Origin of the sequence: Galbibacter sp. (assembly GCF_048266365.1) — a bacterium.
Lineage (GTDB): Bacteria > Bacteroidota > Bacteroidia > Flavobacteriales > Flavobacteriaceae > Galbibacter.
This window is the reverse complement of the sequence record NZ_JBLWZP010000001.1, coordinates 686488-701773: the sequence shown is the minus strand read 5'-3', so window position 1 is coordinate 701773 and position 15286 is coordinate 686488. Positions and strand designations below refer to the sequence as shown.

The following is a 15286-nucleotide window of genomic DNA, read 5'->3' as shown; positions in this document are numbered from 1 at the left end:
AAAGAATTAGGGGAATTAAAAAAAGTAAAGGCAAATGATAGACTGTAAATACTAGGGATACTTAATAAAATCTATTGGTTTTACAGGCAAACTATGCCTTTAATTAACTAAAATGAAAATAAAACACATATGAAAAGAATAATTATAATATTGGCTCTACCATTGTTTTTTGCCTGTATTTTATGCAGTTGTAAAAAAAGAAATATGTCAGAAGTCGAACTTGAGCAAGTGGTATTTTACGAAATATTTCCCTTGATCATGGATTCTATATATTATGATTCAAGATTAATTCCACCCCCACCGCCGAGAGATTTCCTAAAAAGGAGAGAAGGTAAAGATGAGATCAGTTATGAAAAAGAATATGAAAAAAAAATGAGGGATTGGGGAAAGAAAAAAGATTCGATTAAACAGGATTCAGCCTCAATTTATTTAATTGTGAATGACTCCATAAATAATTATAAAAGAGAAGATTTGAATGAATTATTGGAACATTTCAAGGGTCAAAATATAGTTATTGGTAGTTCGGAAAATGTCGAATTAAATAAAGGCTATAAAATTGATTTAAGAAAATTAAAAACCAATTATGATAGGCTGGAATTCAAGTATCGTTCTCAATTTCCTAAAGGGCGGGAGCTTTGGAGGACCGAATACGACTTTTATATTGGAGCATCAATAGAATTTTCGAGAATTTTGTTTGATGAAACAAAATCCTATGGAGTTTTAAATGTTGGCTATACAACAGGAGTTTTAAGTGGACATGGAGTGAAAATTTTTATTAAAAAAAATGGGAAAGGCAAATGGAATATTGATAGAATTATAGGAACATGGATATCATAAACAAACAGTTGTTTTTGTCAAATACGACCTTGGGAAATGATTGTAAATAAGAATATTGTTTTGCTCTTATTTTTTAGTATAATATTAAATTTTTCTTGTACTATTGGAAACAAAAAAACAAACAGTAAGGATGATGATATATTTGAAGTGTTGAGCGTTGTCATAGATACTATGAGTAATCCTTCCTCACCTCCTATATATCCACCTCCATTACCCAAAAAGTATGAGGATAAGCGCTTAACATATCAGGATTCTGTAGATTATCGAAATGATGTAATCACTTATATCAATAGACAAAAAATAATTGCAATTGATTCTACTTTTTATACTTCGATTTTATCTAAAATAACAAAAGAAATGTCATTATCAGATTTAGTCAACCAATGTAGTGATTTTCATACTAAATCTACCATAAACCTTAATTATATTGACATAGCTAAGGAAGACTCTATTGTGTATTTCAATAAGAAAACCATGGAGAAAAGTTATGGCTCAGGAACCTATATAGGGGTAGATTGCAGAATAATAATTTCAAAAGTCATTCTTAATACAAAGAATAATAAAGCAGTTATAAAAGCATCTTTAAAATATGAAAAGCTGGAATCTTATTCAGCAACTTTTTATTTGGAAAAGAAAAAAGGACTATGGGGAATTATTAAAAGAATATAACTTTAACAACATGTTGGGAATAAACATAATTAAGCCTAGTTTCATTTTATTCATATTTATTATTTTTTCGTGTAATGGTGGAAAAGAATCAGAAAGAAAAATTGTAGATAATACATATAATCTATTGTCGAAGGTAATAGATGAATATGTCAAACCGAGCTTAATTATTCCTCCACCTGTGCCTGAGGGAGTACCCGATACATTAAAAAGAATAAGGGATTCTATTTTAAATCTTCCGAATGTAAATGAATGGTTAAATCAGGAGCATATAGTAGCAATAAGACCCAAACTCTTTGAGTTAAAAGAAAAGGAGTATTATATGTCGCCTATTAAAGAAAAAGAGTATAAGGAAAAAGTTGAAAATTTATTTTTAAAAAATGAAACAATAGTAAGCAATAAATCGATAGATATAACCAACCTTAGACCTACTAGAGGCAATATATTTATAGAAGCTCCAACCGATAACGATTTAAGACTCAATGACAAGCTCTGGGAAAGTTTTGATTTACTTTTTACTACATCAGAAATTAGGTTTAATGATAGTTATGACAAAGCTTTATTAGTAGTAGGTATTTCTAGGTCATCATTAGATGGATTGACCAAATTTATTTTTCTTGAAAAGAGAAATGATGATTGCGAAATAATTTACGATAGAATTTTAACTATTTCTTGAATTTTATATGACAACGGACTATTTTAATGCGTTTGCACCGAGGTATAGCAGTAACTCTTTAGCGCTTGACAAAAATATTAGTAAAATAATATAAGCCATCCTCATTTTGAGAGGCTGCTATACCCATACTATCAAAATCACCTTCCATGTTTTTCTTATGATCCTCGCTTTGAATCCAGGCTTGTACAAGTCCTTCAGCCGTCTGAAATCCGTAACCTACGTTTTCAGCTACGACCTGTGCTCCAAGTCCAGTTCCCAATTGTTTTTCACGGGTGCCAAAACCGTGATGACACACCTCCCGGTTAGCGATCATATGATGGTTGTGATCATCGGCTTGAACAGCGATAAGTGCAATAGGCTCCAAGGCTGTCAGCCCCTGACTAAGACGATATTTATTGATTTGCTCAAGGATTTGAGTTTCCATCTGCAGATAATCCACACTAGGGTCTGCAATAATTTCTTCGGTAACATTTTCATCCGAGCAACTCAACAAGCAAAAGCATGAAATCAAGGCTACACTCCACGCTTTAATTTTTGATATAGCATCCATAGGCCAAACTACTAGCAATATCAGGCTTTGGATTCCGGCTTCATTTTACCCGGCAAATCACTAACCTTCATTGCAATAAGTCCGCAAAGTGCAAAAAAAATCGTTGAAATGCAAATTTCCTATGGATTTAAACGAATTATCTCCCAATTGAAGTCATCGCCCAATTTAAATAATAGGCGATCATGAAGTCGATTTGGCCTTCCCTGCCAAAACTCTACACTATGTGGCTCAACCGTAAAACCACCCCAATAATCTGGGCGTGGAATTTCTTTACCCTCATATTGAGCTTCGAGTCGCTTTAATTTGTCTTCGAGATACTCTCGTGACTCCAAAGGTTCACTTTGATTCGACACCAAAGCACCCAACTGACTTCCTCTAGGTCTGGATTCAAAATAGCCATCAGAGAGATTCTCAGCCAATTTATGCGCTGTTCCTTTTATGATGACTTGCCGTTCCATGGCAGGCCAGAAGAATGAAACACACACATGAGGATTTGCAGCTATTGCTTTTCCCTTTTCACTATTGTAATTGGTAAAGAACACAAAGCCATTTTCATTAAAACGCTTCAACAAGACCACACGACTTTTCGGAAAACCATCCAAACCAATTGTAGTAAGTGTCATGGCATTGACCTCATCGACAGAACCACTTTGTTCTACCTCATAAAACCAACGTTGAAATAGTGTTATAGGATCCTGGGGAACATTTTTTTGATCCAATGCACTCTTTTGATAAACCTTTCTGTAATTACTTAAATCTTTTTCATTTTCCATAGCCATATACCAATGTGCTTAAATTTTAAATTCCTTTCCATCCTCTGCCAGTTCCACCTTATCGAAAACACTGTGAGCCTCGGATCTAAAAAGTTCCAAATCCTTATATCGCGTAGAATAGTGCCCTAAAATCAAAGTGCCTACACCAGCTTTATCGGCAATGGTTGCGGCCTGTATAGCTGTAGAATGTCCCGTTTGTGTAGCCATGTCGTGATGCTGTTCTAAAAATGTGGATTCGTGATACAACAGATCTACATTTTTAATCAGTGGAATCATCGCTTCATTATAGGCCGTGTCACTACAAAAGGCGTAGGACTTTGTTGGTGGTGGATCCATAGTCAATCGCTCATTTTCAATGCGCTCCCCGGTATCCAAAACCAAATCTTTTCCCTGTTTAATATTTCGGTAGTAACAGGTATCGATATTTAAATTCAACACCGCATCAATATCGAGTTTTCGTTCACCAATCTTTTCTCTAAACAAATATCCGTTGGTGTACACCCGGTGAATGAGTGGAATGGTAAACACTTCCACCTTCTCATCTTCCATAACGAGTTCGGACTCTTTGGAGTCCAATTCATGAAATAGCAGCGGGTAGTTCGTCCAAGCTTGTCCAACCTTCAACATGGTTGTCACGGCTTGTTTTATTCCTTTAGGACCGTAAACATGAACTTCTGTATCCCTGCCCAATAATCTAAAAGTAGACAACAGTCCAGGTAAACCAAAGAAGTGATCCCCGTGCAGATGAGAAATAAAAATATGTTTGATCCGTGAAAACTTAATCTTCTGACGACGCAATTGCACTTGGGTACCCTCCCCGCAGTCAATCAAAAAAAGATGTCCTTTGATTTCCAGCACCTGGGCAGTTGGATTGGTAAATGCCCTTGGAGTAGCACTATAACAACCCAATATATGCAATTTCATCATGGTCTTAATTTTAAACCCCGTTTAGAACTCCAAATCTCGTTCTATATCTTCGATTTCAATTAAATCATAAGCTTCTCTTAAACTAGGAGCCACACTTAAGTCTGTATGCACCTTTTCAAAGTCCACCGCATTCGCTACTAATATAAATGACTTCTTAGCCGCCTTATGTTTTCGAGAGAATTCTAAAAACTCCACAAGGTCATTAGCATCAACCCTGGCAAGGGAGAGTAAGTTCAAAATCAAATGATTGCTCTCAAGGCTAGGCAAGGCCTTCTTGAAGTTCTCTACAAAGGTACTTAATGACACTTTTTCTTGTGTAAGTACTGAAATGTTCTCTTGACTATCGATAATCATACCCCTATTGTTTAATTTTTGAAGCTAGTAAATATATCACCGCCATACGAATAGCAACTCCATTTTCTACCTGATTTAATATAATGGCTTGTTTGGAATCGGCTACATCGCTGGTTATTTCCACCCCCCTATTGATAGGTCCCGGGTGCATGATCACAACTTCCTTATCTAAGGAATCTAATAACTTTTTATTCACTCCGAAGAGTTGTGTATATTCCCTTGTAGAAGGGAAATAACTAATGTCCATACGTTCATTTTGCACTCGTAACATATTGGCGACATCACACCACTCAAGCGCCTTTCTCAAATCCATTTCAACTTCCACACCTAGGGAGTTGATATATTTTGGGATCAAAGTTTTTGGTCCGCATACCTTCACCTCTGCTCCTTGCATCTGTAGTGCAAAGATATTGGATAGCGCCACCCTTGAGTGTAAAATATCCCCGACAATTACTACTTTTTTACCGGCTACATCCCCTAATCTTTCTCGTATAGAATACGAATCCAATAAGGCCTGTGTAGGGTGCTCATGAGCTCCATCTCCAGCATTTACAATACTAGCATTAATGTGCTTAGACAAGAACACTCCAGCACCAGGGTTGGGATGACGCATCACCACCATATCCACTTTCATCGATAGAATGTTATTGACCGTATCGATTAAGGTTTCTCCTTTTTTCACCGATGATTGGGCAGCTGAAAAGTTAACCACGTCGGCAGAGAGCCTTTTTTCCGCTAATTCAAAAGAGAGTCGTGTTCTAGTACTATTCTCAAAAAACAAATTAGCGATTGTGATATCCCGTAGCGAAGGGACTTTTTTAATAGGACGATTAATAACCTCTTTAAATTGGTCAGCGGTTTCAAAAATCAATTGAATATCTGACTCCTTAATATACTTTATTCCCAATAAGTGATTTACACTTAGTTCGCTCATCGTTTAGCTATTTATTTATCAAATATACCTTATCTTCTCCTTCCTGTTCCTTCCACATCACCTTTACTTTCTCTTCGTTAATCGCATCCACCTGCCGCCCTCGGTAATCCGGTTGTATTGGAAGGTTTCTGCTAAATCGTCTATCGATCAGGGTCAACAATTCAATTTCCTTAGGTCTACCAAAGGATTGGATCGCAGTCAATGCTGCGCGAATACTTCTACCGGTGTACAACACATCATCAACAAAGACCACATTTTTATCTTCGACCAAAAAGTCAATTTTTGTTTTATTGGCCTCTAAGGGCTTTCCGCCTCTTCTGAAGTCATCTCTGAAAAAAGTTATATCCAGATAACCTAGTTTTAGGTTCTCAATACCGTAATGTTCTTGAAGAATTTTAGCCAATCGTTCAGCCACATAAATCCCCCTTGGCTGAATTCCCATTAGGACAGTTTCACTAAAATCCAAATGATTCTCAATGAGTTGACAAGCCAAACGGTGGAGTATGATATCGATCTCTTTTGCTGAAAGTAGAACTTTTTGACTCATATGCTTTTGAAGTAAATGGAATGTAAAATTACATATTTTTATGGACAAAATCCCGTAGCCGATGTTTTAAGTGAAATATTTATGCCGAAGTGCAATCCAAACACCTCAACCCTGCACAGGTCAACTGTTTTTAAATCACAGTACCAAACACAAACCCCACCTCTCAAAGGCTTTTAATCTAGCCTTACAATATTAGCTCCGATGGCTTTTAATCGACCGTCTATATTCTGATATCCTCTATCGATCTGTTCGATATTGTGAATGGTTGATGTTCCCTTGGCAGATAAAGCGGCAATCAATAAAGAAACCCCTGCACGGATATCTGGAGAAGTCATCACTGTGGATTTTAAGCTCGACTTAAAATCATGCCCAATCACTGTAGCGCGATGTGGATCACAAAGAATGATCTTTGCCCCCATATCAATGAGCTTATCAACAAAGAAAAGACGGCTTTCAAACATTTTTTGATGAATAAGCACACTACCTCTTGCCTGAGTGGCAACAGTTAGGATGATGCTCAATAAATCTGGAGTAAATCCAGGCCATGGCGCATCGGAGATGGTCAGTATCGAACCATCAATAAAGTTCTGAACCTCGTATCCATCTACGTGTTCAGGAATATAAATATCGTCACCTCGTTTTTCAACAGTGATTCCAAGTTTTCTAAATACATTAGGAATTTGCCCCAGGTGAGACCATCCCACATTTTTAATGGTCAGCTCACTCTTGGTCATTGCAGCCATCCCCATCCAACTTCCAATCTCAATCATATCCGGAAGTACTGAATGTTCCGTTGCTCCAAGACTTTCCACTCCCTCAATGATCAATAAATTTGATCCAACTCCGGAGATTTTTGCACCCATATTGTTCAGCATATTACAGAGCTGTTGAAGGTAAGGTTCACAAGCAGCATTGTATATCGTTGTGGTTCCTTCTGCTAGGACAGCAGCCATCACAATATTTGCAGTCCCGGTTACAGAAGCTTCGTCTAAAAGCATGTACGCCCCTTTTAATCTTTTAGCTTCAACACCATAAAAATGCTCTTCCCTATTGTAACGGAATTGCGCACCCAATTTGATGAAACCTTCGAAATGCGTATCAAGTCTTCTACGACCAATCTTATCCCCTCCCGGTTTAGGAATATACCCTTTACCAAAACGAGCTAAAAGCGGTCCGACTATCATAATAGACCCTCTAAGACCTCTACCGTCTTCCTTAAATTGTTCTGATTGCAAGTAATCCAAGTTTAGATTATCCGCCTTAAATGAAAATGAAGAGGTTCCGACTTTTCGGATACTAACTCCCAAATTCTCCAGCAATTTAATCAACTTATTGACGTCAATAATATTTGGAATGTTGTGAATGGTTACCGTTTGATCGGTAAGCAATACAGCACATAAAATTTGAAGCGCTTCATTTTTTGCCCCCTGTGGGGTAATCTCTCCGCTTAATTTAGCGCCCCCTTCGATTTTGAATGTACCCATAAATATACTATGCCGATTTAATATCTTTTCTTTCTCCCCTTATTACTCTTTCTGGGATTGGTGTTTGGCCTTGGTTTATTAACTCTATTTTTCACCAAATCCTTGCTCTCAGCTAAATCTTCATCCCACTTTGCTAAGTTGATTTTACCATCGCTGAGTTCAAATAAATGCTCGAAAATAGTTTCATCTTTCACAGTGTCCTTGTTCCAGTTCAGATAACTTTTTTTCATGTGATTGGCAATAGTGAACTTTAAAGCATCCTTTAAATCACCTTCTTCCCAGCTTACACAAACGTCTACCATCCTTTTGATATTGTTTCCGTAGAAACGGTACTTAGGAAAGTTCTGCGGATAAGGTAGTGGATCCGGACGTTTTTCAAGTATCTCCCGGGTAGGCTTTGGAAATGGAGAATCCACATCCAATTGGAAATCAGAAATTATAAACAGCTGATCCCATAGTTTGTGTTGAAAATCCGGCACATCTCGAAGATGAGGGTTTAAATTCCCCATTACTCCAATAAGGGCTTGCGCAACCTTATTGCGCTGGTCGCGATCTTCTATGGCTACAACGTAGTCGACCATTTTCTGTATATGGCGGCCGTACTCAGGAATATTAAGCTTTGGTCGCTCACTGTTGTATTCTAAATTATCTATCAAAATAAAATTAAAATTAATTAGGATGAAGTCATTGCGATAATCGCATTAAACAAATTGCAAAATAAGAAAATTTACGGGTTATCAAAGCGTATTTACAAAGAAATAACACCCTCTACCACGCTGACAGCTTTATATTTATCAACAACTGCCTGAGAACTTTCCATGGTCACCTCTATGGATACACTCGTAAAATTTCCTTTAGAGGAAGTTTTGGTATTCACTACCGCACCACTGTTGTCAAAAAAAGAGATAACCTGTTCTACTTTACCACCTGTACTTGGAACGATAAATTTGTACAAATAAATTGACGGAAATTTCGTCGTATCGTCCAACTGTTCTTGCAATCGCTCGTAAAATGCCTTCTCTTCTTCTGGGTTTTTCATTTAAACTCTACTGAATTTTTCACTTTTGTTTCTGAGAGCAAAGATACAGTTTTCCTCTACAATTTTTAAATAACCACTGCATTTAGTTATTTTTGCGCTTTGAAACACATCATGCAAGTAAACAGAAAAATAGTAATTACAGGAGGTCCGGGTACTGGAAAAACCGTGATTATCGACCATTTAAAATCACACGGACACTATTGTTTAGATGAGATCTCACGGGAAGTCATACTGGCCGCCAGAGCAGAAGGAGTAGAACAATTATTTCTAACCGAACCTATACTATTTAGCCAAAGGCTCCTTGATGGAAGGATTGCTCAATACCAAGAAGTTGAAAGCGTGCCTAAAACCATTTTTTTCGACCGTGGCATCCCTGATACTGTGGCCTATATGGACTATTTCAACACAGCATATCCTGAACATTTCAAGAATGCTTGTCGCAATCACCCTTACGATATGGTATTTCTGCTCCCCCCCTGGGAAGAAATTTATTGCTGTGACAACGAACGCTATGAGAGTTTTGAACAGGCCACGGCCATCTACAACGCACTTAAAGCAACCTACCTCAATTATGGATACACCCCAATCGAGGTGCCTTTAGACACTGTGGAAAACAGAGTCAACTACATAGAATCACAATTGAAATAGGGATTTTTCATAAATTCGCACACAAGACCATTACACCATGGAATATCAGAAGGATCCTATAACAATATTACAAGAGTTTTGGGGATATTCAGGCTTTAGGCCGCTCCAACAAAAAGCTGTAGAAGCTGCCTTGCAAAAACAAGACTGCTTTATTTCCTTCCCTACAGGCGGGGGTAAATCCCTATGCTATCAAGTGGCCTCCATGGCCAGCGAAGGGATTTGTATTGTTGTTTCTCCACTGATTGCTTTGATTGAAAATCAGGTTGCCGATTTAAAACAGCGCGGCATCAAGACCGCTGCCCTTATAGGTGGACTGAAATACCAAGAAGTCGATGCAATCTTGGACAATTGTATTTATGGGAATTTTAAATTTCTATACCTTTCTCCTGAGCGCCTACAACAGGACTTGGTACAACAGCGAATCAAGGCCATGAATGTCAACCTCATCGCTATTGACGAGGCACATTGTATCTCACAATGGGGTAACGACTTTCGACCGAGCTACAGAGACTGTGTACTCCTTAGAGATCTATTGCCGGGAGTTCCAATGATGGCATTGACAGCATCTGCAACGCAAAAAGTATGTGACGACATCATAGCGAACCTACAACTCTCAAAACCACAGCTCATAAGAAAGAGCATCCATAGACCCAATATTGCCTACCATGTCCTACCGACAACGGATAAAATACAAAGTCTTCAGAAAATATTTCAAAAGTATAAAGGCAGCGCCATTGTCTATGTAAACAATCGAAAGGCAACTCGGCAAATCGCAGACGCTCTTCTAAAAAACAACATCACTGCAGATTATTTTCATGGCGGACTTGAAGCCTGGGAGAAAAGCGAAAAACTAAAGCAGTGGCTTGGCGACGTAAATCGTGTAATGGTAGCCACAAATGCCTTCGGCATGGGTATTGACAAAGCCGATGTACAAAGCGTTATTCACTACAATTACCCAAGCACCTTGGAGGGATACTTTCAAGAATCCGGAAGAGCGGGAAGAAACGGAAGCCGTGCTTATGCCGTTATTCTTAAAGGATCGGACGATATTAAACTCCTCAAGGATCAATACCTAGGATCACTTCCCGATGTAAATTTTGTAAAGCTACTTTACAACAAACTCAACAATTATTTTCAAATTCCCTACGGAGAAGGCGAACACCAAAACTTCAGCTTAAATTTCAAAGAATTCTGTAACACCTATAAGCTTCCAACAGCTAAAACTTATAACGGCCTTAAGCTCCTAGATCGTCACGGGGTAATTTCACTATTAGAAAAACCGACAAAAAACACGGTATTACAATTTACCACAAGTCATCACCAACTCTTTAGATATCTGGACCAGCATCCGGTGATCGAACAAATTGTGCAAACCCTACTTCGCAGCTATCCCGGTATATTTGACTACCCCACTTCAATTCGTTTAGGCCTGCTCTCAAAAAAGACAGGAAGTTCAGAACAACAAATTCAGTTATTTCTAGAACAATTAACCAAAGACAATATGTGTGAATACCAGGTCAACAATGCGGACACCAACATTAATTTTCTAATTCCACGGGAGGATGATAAAACGATAAATGTCATTTCAAGAGCCATTGAAAACTACAATCAAATAAGAGCGGATCAACTCCAAGATGTCATCGATTACTGCACTAATGATCAGGTATGTAAAAGTGTTCAATTGCTTGGTTATTTCGATCAAAAGCACTCAAAGGATTGTGGCATATGTTCGGTGTGCACCAAAAAGAAACAACAGCTTGCACCAGACATTCTCAGCATTGTAAAACAAGAGGTATTAAAAGCTATCGAAAAGCAACCTCAAACTCAAGACGAATTGACCGCTAACATCACCTTTAAAGCCGTTTATATCAAAGCGGCTATAGATAGTCTGCTAGAGGAACAACGGATGGACCAAGACAACAACGGTACCTATTTTCTAAAATAACAAATCATCACATCCAAAGGGTTTCCCCAAGACATACAACGCCTAAAGCATACAGATTCATTGAATTAAGCTTTTGTTAAAAACATCATGATTTTTGTGTTCCTAATAGATTATTGTAGTTTCGAACAATTAAAAACTATTAAAATTAATATTACATGAAATTTACAAGTAGACTCAAAGCAGCAATTTTTTGTTTTACAATGATCAGCGCAGCCACGTTTGCCCAAGCTCCGGCACAGGAAAAAATAGAAGTATCCGACACTGAACTCGGGCAAGTTGCCAAGGCTTTTATGGGTATTCAGCAAGTAAATGCTCAGGCACAACAAGAAATGGTAAAAACCGTAGAAGAAAGCGGTTTTGAACTGGAACGATTCAATGAACTGTATGAGGCCTCTGTAGCAACAGACAAAAATGTCGAAGCGAGCAGCGAAGAAAAAGAAAAATTCGGAGTGGTGATGAACCAGATTCAAAATAAGCAAGCTAGCTTTCAGAAGCAAATGGAAGATGCCATCGTTAAAGAAGGTATTACAATAGAGCGCTATCAACAAGTTGCCGTAGTTTTACAGTCCGATAAGGACTTACAACAACGACTACAAGCCATACTCACCGCAGGACAGCAATAAATTGCTCAGGAAAATCGCAACATCAAGCTGCTGGTGGGTTGAAAAACCGCCGGCAGTAATATTGAATAGTTAAAACTGGTATACCCGACCGGCGCTATGATCTTTGGAAGCGCCAGTTATACTACTTAGGCAATTGACCTGGTTCTCAAGTTTTAAAACTCCCAAAAGCCCAAAGATCAAAGCTTCTTTAAAATCCACAATCTCAGGATCAGGAATATGAATATTTGCGGAACTCAATTCCCTTGTTCTTTCCATTAAAAACGAGTTATAAGCGCCACCACCACTGGCCAAGACTGTAGTGTTTGGTTTAAAAATTGCACTTAGCTGCAAAGCAATATGTTCCACGTAGGTTCGCAACACATCCTCAACCTTTAAATCATAGTATTCTATAATAGGAAAGACTTCACTTTTCACCCATTCCATCCCCAGAGATTTAGGATAGGGCTTCTGATAAAAGGGTAACGCCTGCAATTCATTTAACAAGCCTTGATGCACACTTCCGCCGGAGGCGATTTGACCTCCCTTATCGTAGGCTATACCTAAAGGGATAACCAAATGATTCATTACCGTATTTACTGCACAAATATCAAAGGCAATTCTAGTAGACCGTTCTACAAAGGACACATTTGCAAAGCCTCCCAAGTTTAAACAGTAATCGTACTGAGCGAACAACAAGGCATCCCCTATTGGGACTAAAGGTGCACCTTGGCCACCAAGGGCAACATCATCCACTCTAAAATCACAAACCACTTTAAGATTCAGGTACCTTGCAATCTGAGGAAGGTTACCGATTTGGAGTGTGTAACCGGCCTCAGGTTGATGAAAAACAGTATGCCCGTGTGAGGCTACAAAATCAACATCAGAAATTTCATTGTCGGCAATAAAGGCCAAGATAACCTCAGCTAAATAGGCCGTATATTCCTTATTGAGTTCTTCTAAGGCAGATTGACTTAAATTCATGGACTGAGATAGTCGTTTTTGCCAAGAATCGGGATACTCAATAGTCTGCGCATTTTGAACTTCAAATTGCCATGTATTATCCTTGGAAAAATGAACATAAATCAGGTCAATTCCATCTAGGGAAGTTCCTGACATTACTCCGATAACTTTATAAGACTGTTTTTCCATATCCGCAAAAATAAGCATGGTTTATTGAAAATGTTACAATTTAAAACTATATTTGGTGGATTCATTAAATATATCACAAATTAACCATGGATTTCAAATTTACTGAAGAACAATTACTCATACAAGAAGCTGCAAGAGATTTTGCAAAAACAGAACTTCTACCAGGCGTAATCGAACGTGATGAAAAACAAGAATTTCCGAAAGCGCAAGTCAAGCGCATGGGCGAACTTGGTTTTCTAGGCATGATGACCAGTGAACAATACGGCGGAAGCGGCATGGACACCGTTTCTTATGTTTTGGTAATGGAAGAACTATCCAAAGTAGATGCCTCCTGTTCCGTCATCGTGAGTGTCAACAACTCGTTAGTGTGCTGGGGATTGGAAAAATTTGGGAATGAAGAGCAAAAACAAAAATACCTTATCCCACTGGCTAAAGGTGAGATATTAGGTGCATTTTGCCTTTCTGAACCAGAAGCTGGTAGTGATGCAACTTCCCAAAAAACCACTGCTATTGAAGATGGAGACCATTATATTATTAATGGTACAAAAAACTGGATCACTAATGGAGCAAGCGCGGATGTCTATTTGGTCATCACACAAACCCATCCAGAACTAAAACACAAAGGAATCAATGCCTTTATAGTAGAGAAAGGAATGCCCGGTTTTGAGATCGGCCCTAAGGAACACAAACTCGGGATCAGAGGAAGCGACACGCATTCCCTTATTTTTAACGATGTAAGGGTTCCTAAGGAAAATAGAATTGGCGAAGACGGTTTCGGTTTTAAATTCGCTATGAAAACCCTTGCTGGCGGCCGTATTGGAATTGCAGCTCAGGCTTTAGGTATTGCTTCCGGAGCCTATGAGCTCGCCAAGGCCTATTCCAAAGTCCGAAAATCCTTTGGTACCGAAATATGCAATCATCAAGCCATTGCCTTCAAACTAGCAGATATGCATACCCAAATAGAAGCAGCAAGACATCTAGTGCTAAAAGCAGCTTGGGAAAAAGATCAAGGGCAAAATTACGATCTTTCCGGAGCCATGGCGAAACTATACGCATCACAAGTTGCTATGGACACCACTATAGAAGCTGTACAAATCCACGGAGGAAATGGTTATGTCAAAGAATATCATGTGGAACGCCTTATGAGAGATGCAAAAATCACTCAAATCTATGAAGGCACCTCTGAGATCCAAAAAATTGTGATCTCTAGAGCCATTCTGGAACAATAACAACTAGCTACATTCCTAAATACTAATACACGTATTATGGAGACTGGAGATCCAGTCTTCATAATCGTGATTGATAGGTTTGTCTCATACCACATTAGTGCGAGTTAATGCAAACCCAACTTGTAGTCAATATTAGTTTAACCTATAATTTCTAAGCAAAAAATCCTCTCTAAACCCTATACTCTTATAGATTGCTTTACCCATAGTAGAGGCTTGCAAAGTTGCCATGGTTCTCTTTTGTTCAACTGCCCTATTCAAAAACTCAAGCAATACCTCTTTAGCAAACCCTTGTTTACGGTATGATGGAAGTATACCCATTCCATGGATTCCAACGACATAGTTTGTATTCAAAGTAATCACAGTTCCAATAGGAATATGATCGTGGTAAATCAAAAAATAATCGATTTGATCCATGGTGGTTTTCAATGTCTTAGCAGAAATCACATATCCAAAACATTGTGGATAAAGCTCTTCCCAAAGGTCGGCTTGCTCATCAGAAGCTATAGGAATGCTTCATCTGAAATGGGGTAATAACCACAAATGTAATTATTAAAGCGTGTGAGAATATCATCTTTTACCATGGCTCTAGGAATTTTGGCTCTCAACCGAAGCTCGAGCTATCCGGATTACCTTCTCAACTTTAACCCTCAGTCCAGTACTCAAAAACAATAAATTAATTTAAAATGAACCACACCCCTATTAAAAACTACAAAAACCCCACATAAAATATATAATTAACACATACACCCCTTAAATAAACCAACTATTACTTAAAAAATCACCAAAAAATAACACATACCCCCCTATTTTTTTAAAAACTACTATAACACTGGCGCCACATTAACAATATGACAATATACTCCTAATATCATTTACTATATTATGTTTTTAACAAGTAATTATTCATAACGCTACATTAATTCTAA

18 protein-coding genes are annotated in these 15286 nt (G+C 38.2%); 7 read left to right on the top strand and 11 right to left on the bottom strand.

Translation table 11 applies throughout. The features are described from left to right. Positions 1-129: 129 nt before the first annotated feature. Genes ACN0TV_RS02955 through ACN0TV_RS02945 form a run of 3 tightly spaced genes read left to right on the top strand, consistent with a single transcriptional unit; the run spans position 130 to position 2179 of the window. Positions 130-837 (top strand): hypothetical protein, encoded by a 708-nt coding sequence (locus ACN0TV_RS02955; RefSeq protein ID WP_417359930.1) that lies wholly within the window; start codon positions 130-132, stop codon positions 835-837. Between the two features lie 36 nt (positions 838-873). Next, positions 874-1506 (top strand): hypothetical protein, encoded by a 633-nt coding sequence (locus ACN0TV_RS02950; RefSeq protein WP_417359928.1) that lies wholly within the window; start codon positions 874-876, stop codon positions 1504-1506. After that, positions 1427-2179 (top strand): hypothetical protein, encoded by a 753-nt coding sequence (locus ACN0TV_RS02945; RefSeq protein WP_417359927.1) that lies wholly within the window; start codon positions 1427-1429, stop codon positions 2177-2179. Before ACN0TV_RS02950 ends, ACN0TV_RS02945 begins: the two co-directional genes overlap by 80 nt. A 58-nt stretch (positions 2180-2237) precedes the next feature. On the opposite strand, the gene ACN0TV_RS02940 is transcribed toward ACN0TV_RS02945, so the two are convergent. The 9 genes from ACN0TV_RS02940 to ACN0TV_RS02900 form a co-directional block, all read right to left on the bottom strand. Further along, the gene (locus ACN0TV_RS02940; protein ID WP_417359925.1) at positions 2238-2729 is read right to left on the bottom strand and encodes a CAP domain-containing protein; all 492 of its coding nucleotides are present in this window, start codon (positions 2727-2729) and stop codon (positions 2238-2240) included. A gap of 119 nt (positions 2730-2848) precedes the next feature. Beyond that, a complete protein-coding gene (pdxH, locus tag ACN0TV_RS02935) occupies positions 2849-3502 on the bottom strand; it encodes a pyridoxamine 5'-phosphate oxidase (RefSeq protein ID WP_417359953.1) in 654 nt (217 codons plus the stop codon). Between the two features lie 18 nt (positions 3503-3520). Further along, positions 3521-4426, bottom strand: coding sequence for a ribonuclease Z (locus ACN0TV_RS02930; RefSeq protein ID WP_417359952.1), 906 nt, complete (start codon positions 4424-4426; stop codon positions 3521-3523). A gap of 24 nt (positions 4427-4450) precedes the next feature. After that, positions 4451-4783: a ribonuclease Z gene (locus ACN0TV_RS02925; RefSeq protein WP_417359924.1), complete on the bottom strand. Its 333-nt coding sequence runs from the start codon at positions 4781-4783 to the stop codon at positions 4451-4453. Positions 4784-4787: 4 nt separating this feature from the next. Then, entirely contained in the window at positions 4788-5717 is a 930-nt protein-coding gene (locus tag ACN0TV_RS02920; protein WP_417359923.1) for an aspartate carbamoyltransferase catalytic subunit, read from the bottom strand. A 7-nt stretch (positions 5718-5724) separates the two neighbouring features. Further along, entirely contained in the window at positions 5725-6264 is a 540-nt protein-coding gene (gene pyrR, locus ACN0TV_RS02915; RefSeq protein WP_417359921.1) for a bifunctional pyr operon transcriptional regulator/uracil phosphoribosyltransferase PyrR, read from the bottom strand. Positions 6265-6437: 173 nt separating this feature from the next. After that, on the bottom strand, positions 6438-7748 hold the full coding sequence (murA, locus tag ACN0TV_RS02910) for a UDP-N-acetylglucosamine 1-carboxyvinyltransferase (protein ID WP_417359919.1): 1311 nt from the start codon (positions 7746-7748) through the stop codon (positions 6438-6440). 17 nt (positions 7749-7765) lie between these two features. Beyond that, a complete protein-coding gene (locus ACN0TV_RS02905) occupies positions 7766-8404 on the bottom strand; it encodes a DUF4290 domain-containing protein (RefSeq protein WP_417359917.1) in 639 nt (212 codons plus the stop codon). Positions 8405-8496: 92 nt separating this feature from the next. Continuing rightward, positions 8497-8787: a DUF493 family protein gene (locus tag ACN0TV_RS02900; RefSeq protein WP_417359915.1), complete on the bottom strand. Its 291-nt coding sequence runs from the start codon at positions 8785-8787 to the stop codon at positions 8497-8499. A 111-nt stretch (positions 8788-8898) separates the two neighbouring features. On the opposite strand from ACN0TV_RS02900, the gene ACN0TV_RS02895 reads away from it, so the two are divergent. From ACN0TV_RS02895 to ACN0TV_RS02885, 3 genes are all read left to right on the top strand, one after another. Beyond that, positions 8899-9435 (top strand): AAA family ATPase, encoded by a 537-nt coding sequence (locus tag ACN0TV_RS02895; protein ID WP_417359913.1) that lies wholly within the window; start codon positions 8899-8901, stop codon positions 9433-9435. A gap of 37 nt (positions 9436-9472) precedes the next feature. Beyond that, on the top strand, positions 9473-11380 hold the full coding sequence (locus tag ACN0TV_RS02890; RefSeq protein WP_417359911.1) for a RecQ family ATP-dependent DNA helicase: 1908 nt from the start codon (positions 9473-9475) through the stop codon (positions 11378-11380). A gap of 155 nt (positions 11381-11535) precedes the next feature. Then, positions 11536-12003 carry a DUF4168 domain-containing protein gene (locus ACN0TV_RS02885; RefSeq protein ID WP_417359909.1) on the top strand — a complete coding sequence of 156 codons (468 nt, stop codon included), beginning with the start codon at positions 11536-11538 and terminating at the stop codon, positions 12001-12003. Between the two features lie 69 nt (positions 12004-12072). On the opposite strand, the gene ACN0TV_RS02880 is transcribed toward ACN0TV_RS02885, so the two are convergent. Beyond that, a complete protein-coding gene (locus ACN0TV_RS02880) occupies positions 12073-13149 on the bottom strand; it encodes an anhydro-N-acetylmuramic acid kinase (RefSeq protein ID WP_417359907.1) in 1077 nt (358 codons plus the stop codon). Positions 13150-13217: 68 nt separating this feature from the next. On the opposite strand from ACN0TV_RS02880, the gene ACN0TV_RS02875 reads away from it, so the two are divergent. Then, positions 13218-14360 carry an acyl-CoA dehydrogenase gene (locus ACN0TV_RS02875; protein ID WP_417359906.1) on the top strand — a complete coding sequence of 381 codons (1143 nt, stop codon included), beginning with the start codon at positions 13218-13220 and terminating at the stop codon, positions 14358-14360. A 132-nt stretch (positions 14361-14492) separates the two neighbouring features. On the opposite strand, the gene ACN0TV_RS02870 is transcribed toward ACN0TV_RS02875, so the two are convergent. Then, positions 14493-14864 carry a GNAT family N-acetyltransferase gene (locus tag ACN0TV_RS02870; RefSeq protein ID WP_417359950.1) on the bottom strand — a complete coding sequence of 124 codons (372 nt, stop codon included), beginning with the start codon at positions 14862-14864 and terminating at the stop codon, positions 14493-14495. Positions 14865-15286 lie beyond the last annotated feature (422 nt).

Bases quoted from the DNA above. Each gene is read 5' to 3' on its own strand.
- ACN0TV_RS02955 (WP_417359930.1), top strand. From the start codon at position 130: ATGAAAAGAATAATTATAATATTGGCTCTACCATTGTTTTTTGCCTGT.
- ACN0TV_RS02950 (WP_417359928.1), top strand. From the start codon at position 874: ATGATTGTAAATAAGAATATTGTTTTGCTCTTATTTTTTAGTATAATA.
- ACN0TV_RS02945 (WP_417359927.1), top strand. From the start codon at position 1,427: ATGAAAAGCTGGAATCTTATTCAGCAACTTTTTATTTGGAAAAGAAAA.
- ACN0TV_RS02940 (WP_417359925.1), bottom strand. From the start codon at position 2,729: ATGGATGCTATATCAAAAATTAAAGCGTGGAGTGTAGCCTTGATTTCA.
- pdxH (WP_417359953.1), bottom strand. From the start codon at position 3,502: ATGGAAAATGAAAAAGATTTAAGTAATTACAGAAAGGTTTATCAAAAG.
- ACN0TV_RS02930 (WP_417359952.1), bottom strand. From the start codon at position 4,426: ATGAAATTGCATATATTGGGTTGTTATAGTGCTACTCCAAGGGCATTT.
- ACN0TV_RS02925 (WP_417359924.1), bottom strand. From the start codon at position 4,783: ATGATTATCGATAGTCAAGAGAACATTTCAGTACTTACACAAGAAAAA.
- ACN0TV_RS02920 (WP_417359923.1), bottom strand. From the start codon at position 5,717: ATGAGCGAACTAAGTGTAAATCACTTATTGGGAATAAAGTATATTAAG.
- pyrR (WP_417359921.1), bottom strand. From the start codon at position 6,264: ATGAGTCAAAAAGTTCTACTTTCAGCAAAAGAGATCGATATCATACTC.
- murA (WP_417359919.1), bottom strand. From the start codon at position 7,748: ATGGGTACATTCAAAATCGAAGGGGGCGCTAAATTAAGCGGAGAGATT.
- ACN0TV_RS02900 (WP_417359915.1), bottom strand. From the start codon at position 8,787: ATGAAAAACCCAGAAGAAGAGAAGGCATTTTACGAGCGATTGCAAGAA.
- ACN0TV_RS02895 (WP_417359913.1), top strand. From the start codon at position 8,899: ATGCAAGTAAACAGAAAAATAGTAATTACAGGAGGTCCGGGTACTGGA.
- ACN0TV_RS02890 (WP_417359911.1), top strand. From the start codon at position 9,473: ATGGAATATCAGAAGGATCCTATAACAATATTACAAGAGTTTTGGGGA.
- ACN0TV_RS02885 (WP_417359909.1), top strand. From the start codon at position 11,536: ATGAAATTTACAAGTAGACTCAAAGCAGCAATTTTTTGTTTTACAATG.
- ACN0TV_RS02880 (WP_417359907.1), bottom strand. From the start codon at position 13,149: ATGCTTATTTTTGCGGATATGGAAAAACAGTCTTATAAAGTTATCGGA.
- ACN0TV_RS02875 (WP_417359906.1), top strand. From the start codon at position 13,218: ATGGATTTCAAATTTACTGAAGAACAATTACTCATACAAGAAGCTGCA.